The 12,447-nt window shown below is 44.9% G+C and carries 12 protein-coding genes; 4 read left to right on the forward strand and 8 right to left on the reverse strand.

What is annotated here, in order from left to right; genetic code table 11:
• Positions 1 to 93 precede the first annotated feature (93 nt).
• The gene (gene glpT, locus A3CS_RS0101885) at positions 94 to 1,536 is read left to right on the forward strand and encodes a glycerol-3-phosphate transporter (protein WP_005544881.1); all 1,443 of its coding nucleotides are present in this window, start codon (positions 94 to 96) and stop codon (positions 1,534 to 1,536) included.
• A gap of 233 nt (positions 1,537 to 1,769) precedes the next feature.
• Complete coding sequence (glpQ, locus tag A3CS_RS0101890; protein ID WP_005544880.1) at positions 1,770 to 2,852, forward strand: glycerophosphodiester phosphodiesterase; 1,083 nt, start codon at positions 1,770 to 1,772, stop codon at positions 2,850 to 2,852.
• Positions 2,853 to 2,908: 56 nt separating this feature from the next.
• Here glpQ and dprA read toward each other — a convergent pair whose 3' ends face one another.
• The 6 genes from dprA to lexA form a co-directional block, all read right to left on the reverse strand.
• Positions 2,909 to 4,027 carry a DNA-processing protein DprA gene (dprA, locus tag A3CS_RS0101895; protein WP_019518184.1) on the reverse strand — a complete coding sequence of 373 codons (1,119 nt, stop codon included), beginning with the start codon at positions 4,025 to 4,027 and terminating at the stop codon, positions 2,909 to 2,911.
• Positions 4,028 to 4,246: 219 nt separating this feature from the next.
• A complete protein-coding gene (gene rplI, locus A3CS_RS0101900) occupies positions 4,247 to 4,696 on the reverse strand; it encodes a 50S ribosomal protein L9 (protein ID WP_005544876.1) in 450 nt (149 codons plus the stop codon).
• Positions 4,697 to 4,711: 15 nt separating this feature from the next.
• Positions 4,712 to 4,942 carry a 30S ribosomal protein S18 gene (gene rpsR / locus A3CS_RS0101905; protein ID WP_005541294.1) on the reverse strand — a complete coding sequence of 77 codons (231 nt, stop codon included), beginning with the start codon at positions 4,940 to 4,942 and terminating at the stop codon, positions 4,712 to 4,714.
• Positions 4,943 to 4,954: 12 nt separating this feature from the next.
• Positions 4,955 to 5,281: a primosomal replication protein N gene (gene priB, locus A3CS_RS0101910; RefSeq protein ID WP_005544874.1), complete on the reverse strand. Its 327-nt coding sequence runs from the start codon at positions 5,279 to 5,281 to the stop codon at positions 4,955 to 4,957.
• A complete protein-coding gene (gene rpsF / locus A3CS_RS0101915) occupies positions 5,268 to 5,645 on the reverse strand; it encodes a 30S ribosomal protein S6 (protein ID WP_005541284.1) in 378 nt (125 codons plus the stop codon). The genes priB and rpsF overlap by 14 nt, the downstream gene beginning before the upstream one ends.
• Before the next feature lie 151 nt (positions 5,646 to 5,796).
• The gene (gene lexA, locus A3CS_RS0101920) at positions 5,797 to 6,420 is read right to left on the reverse strand and encodes a transcriptional repressor LexA (RefSeq protein WP_005544873.1); all 624 of its coding nucleotides are present in this window, start codon (positions 6,418 to 6,420) and stop codon (positions 5,797 to 5,799) included.
• 207 nt (positions 6,421 to 6,627) lie between these two features.
• On the opposite strand from lexA, the gene plsB reads away from it, so the two are divergent.
• On the forward strand, positions 6,628 to 9,066 hold the full coding sequence (gene plsB, locus A3CS_RS0101925; protein WP_005544871.1) for a glycerol-3-phosphate 1-O-acyltransferase PlsB: 2,439 nt from the start codon (positions 6,628 to 6,630) through the stop codon (positions 9,064 to 9,066).
• Positions 9,067 to 9,106: 40 nt separating this feature from the next.
• Here plsB and A3CS_RS0101930 read toward each other — a convergent pair whose 3' ends face one another.
• Together A3CS_RS0101930 and A3CS_RS0101935 are read right to left on the reverse strand one after the other, a co-directional pair.
• Complete coding sequence (locus tag A3CS_RS0101930; protein ID WP_005544869.1) at positions 9,107 to 10,951, reverse strand: ABC transporter ATP-binding protein; 1,845 nt, start codon at positions 10,949 to 10,951, stop codon at positions 9,107 to 9,109.
• Between the two features lie 87 nt (positions 10,952 to 11,038).
• Positions 11,039 to 11,956 carry a cupin domain-containing protein gene (locus A3CS_RS0101935; RefSeq protein ID WP_005541277.1) on the reverse strand — a complete coding sequence of 306 codons (918 nt, stop codon included), beginning with the start codon at positions 11,954 to 11,956 and terminating at the stop codon, positions 11,039 to 11,041.
• A 103-nt stretch (positions 11,957 to 12,059) separates the two neighbouring features.
• Between A3CS_RS0101935 and A3CS_RS0101940 the strand changes: the two genes are divergently transcribed.
• Positions 12,060 to 12,401 carry a carboxymuconolactone decarboxylase family protein gene (locus A3CS_RS0101940; protein WP_005544867.1) on the forward strand — a complete coding sequence of 114 codons (342 nt, stop codon included), beginning with the start codon at positions 12,060 to 12,062 and terminating at the stop codon, positions 12,399 to 12,401.
• The last annotated feature ends 46 nt before the right edge of the window (positions 12,402 to 12,447 follow it).

Consider the following 12,447-nt stretch of genomic DNA (forward strand, 5'->3'; position numbering starts at 1 on the left):
CATAAATATTCTTTTCTGTTTTTGGATTTCTTTTATTATTCCACCGTGCTCTTCATAAAAGACAATTTGACTTAATTAACATTGGAGAATTTTATGTTTGGTCCATTTAAACCGGCTCCACACATTGCGGAGCTGCCGGCAGACAAAATTGATTCCACCTATAAACGTCTTCGTTGGCAGGTATTTGCCGGGATCTTTTTCGGTTATGCCGCTTATTATTTTGTGCGTGCAAACTTCGACTTGGCACAGCCGGGTTTAATTCAAGCCGGTTTATATTCAAAAGCTGAGTTGGGTGTTATCGGTTCTGCGGCAGGTTTAGCCTATGGTTTATCAAAATTCGTGATGGCGGGGATGTCAGACCGTTCTAACCCGCGCGTGTTCTTACCGTTCGGTTTATTACTTTCCGGTTTATGTATGACCTTAATGGGCTTGTTCCCATGGGCAACTTCCGGCATCGCCATTATGTGGGTGATGATCTTCTTAAACGGTTGGTTCCAAGGAATGGGCTGGCCTCCATGTGGTCGTACCATGGTGCACTGGTGGTCTAAATCTGAACGCGGGACTATCGTATCCATTTGGAATACTGCGCACAACATCGGCGGTATGATGCCGGGTGCGATGGTGTTATTGGCAAGTGCGATTTTCTTCAGTACACACGGTGTGGAAGCGCAAGCCAAAGACGTATGGCAACAATCCTTATACTATCCTGGTATTGCTGCCATGATCTGTGCAATTCCGGTATATTTCGTGATGCGTGATACCCCACAATCTTGTGGTTTACCCTCCATCGAAAAATGGCGTAACGACTACCCGGATGACTATAACGAAAAAACTTACGAAAATGACTTAACCGCAAAAGAAATCTTCGTAACTTATGTATTGAAAAACAAATTATTATGGTACATCGCCATTGCTAACGTGTTCGTTTACTTAATCCGCTACGGCGTATTGAAATGGTCTCCGGTTTACTTGAGTGAAGTGAAACACTTCAACATCAAAGGTACCGCATGGGCATACACCATTTATGAATTGGCGGCCGTTCCGGGTACATTACTTTGCGGTTGGGTATCTGACCATGTATTCAAAGGTAAACGTGGCTTAACCGGTTTCATCTTTATGATTTTAACCACCGCAGCGGTAGCCACATACTGGATGAACCCTGCAACACCGGAAGCTGAGCTTGCAAACTACAGCGCATGGTATGAAAACCCATACCAATTAACCGACTTTATTTTGATGACCTTAATCGGTTTCTTAATCTACGGCCCTGTGATGCTAATCGGCTTGCACGCTCTTGAACTTGCACCGAAAAAAGCGGCAGGTACCGCAGCAGGTTTCACCGGTTTATTCGGTTACTTAGGCGGTACCGTGTCTGCATCAGCAGTTATCGGTTGGGCAGCCCAACACTACGGCTGGGACGGCGGTTTTTACGTGATGATCGGCGGTGGTATCTTAGCGGTCATCTTGCTCTTCATCGTGATGATTGAAGAAGGCAAACACAAAGCGAAATTAGGAGATACTTACGGTACCAAATAATTAGCGTAAAAAAGGCGGCAGGCAGATCATGCTTGGTCGCCTTTTTTGTAACTAAAATTCAACTACAGGAGTCTTAAACCTACCAAATTAACTTGCCTTCCCCTGCTTGCGGGGGAAGGTGGTGCGAAGCGCCGGAAGGGGACCACATCCCCTTCGACACTTCCCTCCGTAAACGGAGGGAGGGATATAAAAAACAAGCCCAAAATCAACCGCACTTTCAAGGAGAAATGCTTATGAAACTTAAAACGTTAACCCTTAGCTTAATTGCAGCAACCGTTTTAGCCGGTTGTAGCGCAAATTATCACAAAGGTTATGATATGGATAAAATTATTATTGCTCACCGTGGTGCCAGCGGCTATTTGCCGGAGCATACACTGGAAGCAAAAGCTCTTGCCTTCGCGCAACACGCGGATTATTTAGAGCAGGATTTGGCAATGACGAAGGATGGTCGTTTAGTAGTGATTCATGATCACTTCTTAGACGGATTAACCGATGTGGCGAGAAAATTCCCGAATCGTCACCGTAAAGATGGTCGTTACTATGTGATCGATTTCACGCTGAAAGAAATTCAAAGTTTGAATATGACGGAAAATTTTGAAACCAAAGATGGCAAACAAGTTGCCGTTTATCCGGGACGTTTCCCGCTTTGGAAATCTCATTTCAAAATTCATACCTTTGAAGATGAACTTGAATTTATCCAAGGTTTAGAAAAATCGACCGGTAAGAAAGTGGGGATTTATCCTGAAATCAAAGCACCTTGGTTCCACCACAAAAACGGTAAAGACATTGCTGTTGAAACGCTCAAAGTGTTGAAAAAATACGGTTATGACAAGAAAACCGACAGGGTTTACTTGCAAACTTTCGACTTTAATGAGTTAAAACGCATTAAAACCGAATTGTTGCCAAAAATGGGCATGGATTTGAAATTGGTTCAATTAGTGGCATACACCGATTGGCATGAAACCGAAGAAAAAGATGCCAAAGGCAAATGGGTGAACTACGATTACGATTGGATGTTCAAACCGGGCGCCATGGCGGAAGTGGTGAAATATGCCGATGGTGTGGGGCCGGGTTGGTATATGTTGATCGACAAAGAAAAATCCAAACCGGGCAAAATCGAATATACGCCTTTAGTCAAAGAATTAGCGCAGTACAAGGTTGAATTACACCCATACACCGTGCGTAAAGATGCCTTGCCAGACTTCTTCACCGATGTGAACCAAATGTATGATGCGTTGTTGAATAAATCCGGCGCCACCGGCGTGTTTACCGACTTTCCGGATACCGGCGTGCAATTTTTGAAAAAACAAAAATAGATTGTTTTCAGGATAGTTATATGCAGAACGGAGCGTTATGATCCGTTCTTTTTTTGTCAAACCCGCCGATATAACCCGTTCTCACTGATAATCAAATCCTGTAATTCCAGCTCCAACAGTTGAATGAGAATTTGATCAATAGACAAATTAAGGGTGGTTGATAAGTTATCCGCGCTTATCGGATTATAACCGATCAAATTATATAACTCAGGATGAGACGGTGTGACCGGGGGTGGTAATGAGGCGGACGTCGTTTTCGTTATAGCGGGAAAGTGCGGTCGATTTTGCGGGCGTTTTTTCCATGTCATTTGTGGCTCAAGATTTTCTAAAATATCTTCCACGTTTTCGACCAGCATTGCGCCCTGTTTAATAAGCTTATGGCAACCTTGGCTGAACTGACTTTGAATATTGCCTGGTAGTGCAAAAATTTCTCTGTTTTGTTCTAATGCATAGCGTGCTGTAATTAATGATCCGCTACGTTCGGTGGCTTCAATAATTAAGGTTGCTAATGATAACCCACTGATAATGCGATTGCGGCGAGGAAAATTTTCGGCAATCGGTGGTTGTAACGGAAAAAATTCAGAAACCAACGCACCGCCATGTTCAATAATATTCTGCGCTAATTTGCTATGTTTGGCGGGATACACTTCTTCCAATCCGCTGCCTAAAACGGCGATGGTCGGTTGTTTTAAATCGACCGCAGCCTGATGACAGAAACCATCAATGCCTAACGCCAACCCGCTGGTAATGATGAAGCCGTTGGTGGTTAATTCCGTGGCAAAATATTTCGCCCAATATTCACCGTAACTTGAACATTGACGGCTGCCGACAATAGCGATTTGTTGCTGTGATAGCACACTTGTCGTACCTTTGACGAATAATACCGGCGGTGCGCTTTCGATTTGTTTTAATAATTCGGGATAATCAGGGTGAAAATAATCAAGAATATGATTCCCTTCTTTTTCTCCCCACAAGAGTGCCGGTTCAATGTAGCGCTGTTCCGGATGAAACCATGCTTGAATTTGCTGTGCGTTCCAGCCCATTTGCGTAAATGCAGCCGCGTCGTAATATTGCAATTCGAATAAATTGATTTGCGCAAGGATTTTATGAATTGTGGTAGGACCCAGTTTGGGAATTTGTAATAGGCGCAGTAAAAGTGCTAAATGTTTGTTCATATTTTTCCTTGCTCTTTTTTAAAGGGGCAATTATAGGCAGAGAAAAAAGAAACTGAAGAAATAAAGGTGGAATTTGTGATCCGGATCGTAATTTAGTAAAAAAATAGAAAGAAATATCGGTGGTGAGATGAGGATTAAAAACGCACTATAAAACGACCGCACTTTCCTCGGCAAATAAAAAACCCGGTGCGATGACCGGGCTTTTCGTCGAGAATGGAATTATTCGGCAACGATAATCACGTTTAAGTGAGAGAGAACTTCGCCATGGAATTGGAAAGTTACTTCATGTTCGCCTAAAGTACGGATTAAACCGTTTGGTAAACGAACTTCACTTTTCGCCACTTCAACGCCTTTTGCAGTGATTGCATCAGCGATGTCTCGGGTACCGATAGAACCGAATAAACGACCTTCATCACCGGCTTTAGAGGCGATGGTTACGGAACCTAAGGCTTCTAAACGTTCTGCGCGGTCAACAGCGGCGGCTAATACTTTGGCTGCTTTTTCTTCTAATTCGGCACGACGTGCTTCGAAGTGTTCAATGTTAGCCTTGGTTGCCATAACCGCTTTTCCTTGTGGGATTAAGTAGTTACGGGCATAGCCGGATTTAACATTTACTTGATCGCCCACTTTACCTAAGTGTGCAATTTTATCTAAAAGAATTACTTGCATTTGACCTTCCCCTTCTTAGTGATGATGCGTGTCAGAGTAAGGTAATAACGCTAAATAACGTGCGCGTTTGATTGCGCGGGCTAATTGGCGTTGGTACTTCGCACGAGTACCGGTAATGCGGCTTGGTACAATTTTGCCGCTTTCTGAAATGTAGTTCTTTAATGTAGCGATATCTTTGTAATCGATTTCAACAACATTTTCCGCTGTAAAACGGCAGAACTTACGACGACGGAAATAACGTGCCATTTGGCTGGTCTCCTAATCTATAAATTCGATTTGCTCGGCGTGTAAAACTAATTGTACTGACCCATTATTTAACTGATGGGTGGTTAAAAAACCTTGAATTAATACTTTACTGCCGACCGTAATGCCTTGAGTTCTTTCTACTAATTGATTGCCGCTCACCTGAATCGGAATTTTACACCAGGCTTGCCGCGTTAAATTCGCTTCTACCCGGTTTGAACGATGTTCCAATAAAAATTGGCAATGCTCGATTCCGCTCGGGCTTCTGCGCCGTTTAAGATTACCGGCAACGATACCGATAATGGATAAACGGTTATCAATGTTTAAATTACTCTTCAGCATCCTCAAAATCGTTGGATTCAACTTCAGTTAAAGCTTTACGATCGTCTTTTGCTTTAACCATTGGGGACGCTTCGGTTACGGCGTGCTTAGTGTGAATAACAAGGCTGCGCAACACAGCATCGTTATAACGGAAAGTCTTTTCTAGCTCGTCGATTACTTGTTGAGGCGCTTCTACATTCATAAGCACATAGTGTGCTTTATGTAATTTGTTAATTGGGTATGCTAATTGACGGCGACCCCAATCTTCTAGGCGATGAACTTGACCGCCGGCTTCTTTTACAGAACCGGTGTAACGTTCAATCATGCCCGGTACTTGCTCGCTTTGGTCCGGATGAACCATAAACACGATTTCGTAGTGACGCATTACTGCTCCTTACGGGTTAATCAGCCTCCAACGTAAGACCAGTCACCAATCTTGTGGAAGCAAGGAACTAATTCGGATGTGACTGAGGGCGCAAATTATACACTGAATCAGGGCGTTTGCAATAAAAGTGCGGTGGATTTTTCCGATGTTTTTACATCCACGCGTTATTGCGAATAATCCCCACGGCAATGCCCTCAATTTCAAAATGCGTCGGTTGGGTGAGATCCACGACAATCGGGGAAAATTCTTCGTTTTCTGCGTGCAAATAAACCACGGAACCTTTACGTTCCAAACGTTTTACCGTCACTTCATCTTCAATGCGCGCTACCACAATTTGCCCGTTACGCACGTCTTTGGTGCTGTGCACCGCCAACAAGTCACCGTCCAGAATGCCGACATCTTTCATGGATTGACCATACACTTTCAGCAGAAAATCTGCTTGCGGTTTAAACATATTGGGATCCACATGATAAGTGCCCTCAATATGCTGTTCGGCTAAAATCGGTTCACCCGCTGCAACGCGTCCGATTAATGGCAAACCGGCTTCTTCTTGTGAATGATCTTCCAGCAATAAACGAATGCCGCGCGAGGTGCCGGAAACGATTTCAATGACACCTTTTTTTGCCAGGGCTTTTAGGTGTTCTTCTGCCGCATTAGGAGAGCGGAATCCCAGCTCTTTGGAAATTTCCGCACGGGTTGGCGGCATACCGGTGGTTTCAAGATGGTGTTTAAGAAAATCATAGACTTCTTGTTGTCGTGCTGTAAGTGGTTTCATAAAATTAACCTGTTATTTTATACATAAATAACTGGTATTATATACAGAAACCAATAGGGTGCAACTTTTCTTTTGTTAAAATATAACACGAACTTTCCTTTCTCTCAGAATTGTGCGGCTTATCACTAATTGGGCTGGATTTTTATGCTAAAATAGCGCAAAATTTACCCGTAGTCAGCGAAATAACGATATAAAAGGAAATTTATTATGGCTGCTTTTCTGAATGCTTATCGAAAATTGCTTGAGTTGCCGTTATCGATCTTAGTAAAGAACAATCCGATTCCCCATAATCCCATTGAAGAATTGGAACTGAATACCTCCCAACCTATCGTTTATGTCTTGCCTTACACCTCTGAAACCGACTTTTTGATTTTCCGAAAAAATTGTTTAAGTATAGGACTGCCGGATCCGTTAGAGCAAAATGAAATCAACGGCAATTTCTTACCGCGCTTTGTGTTTCTGGATGAGGGTCGGCGCTTTTTTAAATCCAAAGGCGCGAAAAAAGAAACTACAGCGATTTTCAATAAATACCTGGAATTGCACCGCACTTCTCCTCAGTTAGATGTGCAACTGATCCCTGTTTCCGTGTTGTGGGGGCGTGCACCGGGGCGTGAAGATAAATCGGGCCTGCCGAATTTACGTTTGTTAAACGGGCTGCAAAAAACCATTGCCGCCTTATGGTTCGGGCGGGACACCTTCGTGCGTTTTTCACAGGCGGTATCGTTGCGTTATATGGCGCGTGAACATGGTTTTGACCAGAAAATCGCACAAAAATTAGCCCGCGTAGCAAAAATGCACTTTGCCAAACAGCGTATCTCCGCCACGGGCCCGCGCCTGCCGAATCGTCAGGCAATGTTTAATAAATTATTACAACAGCCGGTGATTCTAGCCGCTATTGAAGACGAGGCGAAAAGCAAAAGTATCAGCGTGGAGAAAGCGCGCAAAGAAGCGGAAAAAATTCTTGATGAAATTGCCGCAAACGTCAGTTACGAAGGTTTGCGCGTGGCAGATCGTTTCCTACGTTGGTTGTGGAATAAATTGTATCAGGGCATCGAAGTGGAAAATGCCGATCGTGTGCGTAAACTGGCGTTGGAAGGACATGAAATCGTCTATGTGCCTTGCCATCGCAGCCATATCGACTATTTATTGCTTTCCTATGTTTTGTACCATCAAGGCTTAGTGCCGCCTCATATCGCCGCAGGGATTAACCTGAATTTCTGGCCGGTGGGCGGTATGTTCCGCCGTGGCGGGGCGTTTTTTATCCGTCGCACGTTTAAAGGCAATCGTCTGTATTCCACCATTTTCCGCGAATATCTGGCGGAATTGTTCCATCGTGGTTATTCCGTGGAATATTTTATTGAGGGCGGACGTTCCCGTACCGGTAGATTGCTTGCACCGAAAACCGGCATGATGTCCATGACCTTACAGGCGTTACAACAGCAACAAAGCCGTTCGATTACCGTTGTGCCGGTGTATGTGGGTTATGAACACGTGTTGGAAGTAGATACTTACGCGAAAGAATTGCGTGGTGCGGCAAAAGAAAAAGAGAATGCCGGCTTGGTACTGCGCGTGATTAAAAAATTGCGCAACTTAGGCAAAGGCTATGTGAACTTCGGCGAGCCGATTACTTTGAGCAACTATTTAAATCAGCATTTCCCGGAATGGAAAGAGCCTTTGGAAGACCGTCCGCAATGGTTTAACAAAGCGGTGGATGCCGTTTCCAATCAGGTGATGGTGAATATTAACAAAGCCGCCGCCGTGAACGCCATGAACTTAACCGGCACGGCGTTATTGTCCTCCCGCCAACGTGCTTTATCCCGCGAGCAACTGTTGGAGCAACTTTCCAGTTATCAACAATTCCTGCAAAACGTGCCTTATTCCAATGATGTGGTGGTGCCGACGGAAAAAGCGGAAATTATGCTCGACCATGTGTTGAGCTTGGATCGCGTGGGCATTTTGCCAGAAAAAGACAATTTCGGCGAAATCGTTCGTTTAGAGCGTTCTTCTGCGGTGTTGATGACCTATTACCGCAACAATATTCAGCATTTATTTGTACTGCCGTCGCTCGTGGCTAATATCGTGTTGCATTATGAAGCCATTCAGAAAAATTTGGTGTTGATAGCAATGCTGAAAATTTATCCATTCCTGCGTAGCGAGCTGTTCCTGCATTTTACCCAAGAACAGCTGGCGGAACGGGTAGAGCACATTATTGCCGAATTACAACGTCAAAATATCATCAAGTGCAGTGAAAATATGTTGGCGATTAATAAACCGAACATTCGGATGTTGCAACTTTGGTCGGCAGGTGTGCGTGAAATCCTACAGCGCTATTACATCACCGTGAATTTACTGCAAAATAACCCATTGATTTCCCGTGCGAATCTGGAAAAAGAAAGTCAATCTGTGGCACAACGCCTTTCCGTCCTACACGGCATTAATGCACCGGAATTTTTTGATAAAGCCGTTTTCTCTGCGTTTACCAACAGCTTGAAAGAACAGGGTTATTTCAACGAAAGCGGCACAGCCAACACGGAAAAATTACAGGAATTGGCGGACATTCTCACTCATCTCATTTCCACCGAAATTTGCTTAACCATCAACGGCGCCGTGACCAAAGCGGAAGAAAAGGAGCACGAGGAAAATTAGTTAAATCCGATAAAAGTGCGGTCATTTTAAAAAACGTTTTTTAATCCACGTGTTCACTCAGGAAACCGCCGCTTTGGTGTTGCCATAATTTAGCGTATAAGCCGTTTTGTGCCAGCAATTCGGCGTGGGTGCCTTGTTCCACGATTTGTCCGTGATCCAGCACAATCAGACGATCCATGGCGGCGATGGTGGACAAACGGTGAGCGATGGCAATCACGGTTTTATTTTCCATCATTTTATCCAGGCTTTCCTGAATTGCCGCTTCCACTTCGGAATCCAGTGCGCTGGTGGCTTCGTCCAATAACAGAATTGGCGCATCTTTGAGCATCACGCGGGCGATGGCAATTCTTTGCCGTTGTCCGCCGGACAATTTCACCCCGCGCTCGCCCACGTGGGCGTCGTAGCCATGACGGCCTTGTGCGTCGCTCAGATACGGAATGAAATCCGCCGCTTCGGCACGTTCCGCCGCATCCAACATTTCCTGCTCGGTGGCGGTTGGTCTGCCGTACACAATGTTATCGCGCACGGAACGATGCAACAATGACGTATCCTGCGTCACCAAGCCAATTTGACTGCGCAAACTTTCCTGTTGCACGTCGATGATATTTTGCCCGTCAATAGTAATGGCGCCCTGCTGGGCTTCGTAGAAGCGCAAAAGCAAATTCACAATAGTGGATTTACCGGCGCCGGAACGTCCGATTAAGCCCACTTTTTCGCCCGGTTTAATGGTTAAATTAAAGTGCGTCAACAACGGTTTAACCGGATCATAGGCAAAGCTCACGTCGTCGAATTTAATTTCACCATAGGTAACCTTTAACGGCGGACAATTCGGCTTATCCAAAATGGTTTGCTGTTTGGTTAACGTATTCATGCCGTCATTCACCGTACCGATATTTTCAAACAGGCGTGCAGACTCCCACATAATCCAGCGTGATAATCCATGTACGCGCAACGCCATGGCGGTAGCGGTGGCAATGGCACCGACACCCACCAGCCCTTGTTGCCATAACAATACGCCGATGACGGCGGTACTTAAAATAAGCATCACATTGGTAATATAGGTCAAGGTATCCAGCGAGGTCGCCAAACGCATCTGGTCGTGTACCGTTACCATAAATTCTTCCATAGAACGCTTGGCATAACCTGCTTCACGGGAACCATGGGAGAACAGTTTCACCGTGGCAATGTTGGAATACGCGTCGGTGATGCGTCCGGTCATAAGCGAGCGCGCATCTGCCTGCCGTTCTGCTGTTTTGGCAAGGCGCGGGATCAATAAACGCAAAATCGTGACGAACAACACAATCCAGACGATAAAAGGCAGGAGGAACCAACTATCTAATGAAGCAAGAACCAGACCTGATGTGACGAAATACACTACTACATACACTAAAACATCAGCGATGGTCAGCACAGTATCGCGTACGGCAAGGGCAGTTTGCATCACTTTGGCGGACACCCGTCCGGCAAATTCATCCTGATAGAAACTCAGACTCTGTCCCAACATTAAGCGGTGGAAATTCCAACGCAAGCGCATCGGAAATACTCCCTGTAGGGTTTGCAGGCGCACGGCAGTGGCTAAAAACAGCAAGAGAATGCTGAGGATCAGCAAGCCCGCCATTCCCATGAGCAAATCTCCTTTTTCCTGCCATAAAGTTGCCGGCGTGTAAGCCGTTAGCCAATCAACCAGCAAGCCCATAAATTGGAATAGCAACGCTTCCATAATGCCGCCGCCGATGGTGAGTATCGCCAAAAGTAAAATCCATCGTTTCATGCCGTCGATACCGGACCAAATAAAGTGGAATAAGCCTTTCTCCGGCGTTTTCGGTGCTTGGTCGGGATACGGATTCAGTCGATTTTCAAACCAACTAAAAATTTTTTCAAACATCTCTTTCTTTCCCTAAACACAAAAGACAACCAATTTGTTGCCTTGCAGATTGCAACGCATTATAACGTAATTTCCCCCTAACAGATACTAAAGGGCTTCTCGCTTTCGATATTGACTTGGCGTCATACCGTAAGCAATTTTAAAAGCCTTACTGAAATGCGCCTCCGATTGATAGCCCACCTCCAGCGCAATCGCCAATATGCTTTTCTGCGTTTTATTTAATAATAATGCTGCCTGCTGCAAACGCAGTTGAGTCAGAAACTTGCCCGGTGCCATGCCGATAGTGTGTTGAAATACGCGCATAAAATTCGCTCGTGACATTGCCGCCAGTGCCGCCAAGGTGTCCATATTCCACGCCTGTTGCGGTGCGTTTAACAATTGTGTCAACACCGGGTTCAAACGCTTATCCTGAAAACCGGCGAGTACGCCTTGATTTAGTTGTTCGTTTTGCAATCCATGACGCAGAATATAAATAAATAACACAGTGACCAGCGAATCAATCAAGGATTTCGCGCCACTACGCGTTTTATCCGCTTCCTGTTGTAACACCTGAATAAGTGGCAACAACGGCGTATCGCGCAAAGATAAATGCAAATACGACGGCAATGCATCAATTAACAGTGATGGTTTGTTGTAGTACAGCATCCCACAGAACATCTTTAAATCCGGCGAATTCTGACCGATATGGTAAACCTTAAATAAATCCTGCTGATCTTCCTGTGCATCAGACGGCGTAATTCGGGTTTGAATAACATTGTCCTGCGCCTTACTGGCAATAAAGTGCGGTCGATTTTGCGGGAGAAAAAAGAGCTCGCCGGCTTGTAAATGAATCTGTTGATTTTCTAAGGTCAGCCAGCAATCACCTTGTTCAATTAAGTGAAAAGCGCCCACATATTGGTTTTCGTCGGCATCATGTCGCACCTGCCACTCGCCTTGAAACAAACAGCGAATATTCACTTCACCGCTCACCTGCGCTAATTGAATAAGTTTATCTAAGCAATCCATAATGAGATTTTAAATATAAAAGTTAAGACGAATTGGCAAGTATGATACAAGAATTTGCCTATAATTTGTCTCGAAATTTAAACACATATTCAAGGAGAAAATTATGTTTGCAGATTGGAAAAATGATGTTGCCCATGTGAAAAAATCATTCGGCGAATTAGGTAAAAATTATCCGAAAATGTTACAAGCCTACGGTGCATTAGACGCAGCTGCCGGTGAAGGCAATGTGTTAGATGCTAAAACCCGTGAATTAATTGCCCTCGCCGTGGCAGTTACCACCCGCTGTGAAAGCTGTATCGGCGTACACGCCGCCGAAGCGGTCAAAGCCGGCGCAACGGAAGAAGAGGTCGCCGCCGCACTTGCTATGTCCATCGCGTTAAACGCAGGCGCCGCTTACACTTATTCATTACGCGCATTAGAAGCTTACAATACACAAAAAGACTAATTGATTTAGTTAAGATCAAATACAGTCGGCACCTTTTCGGTGCCGA

Source organism: Aggregatibacter actinomycetemcomitans DSM 8324, from assembly GCF_000372365.1.
Taxonomy (GTDB): domain Bacteria; phylum Pseudomonadota; class Gammaproteobacteria; order Enterobacterales; family Pasteurellaceae; genus Aggregatibacter; species Aggregatibacter actinomycetemcomitans.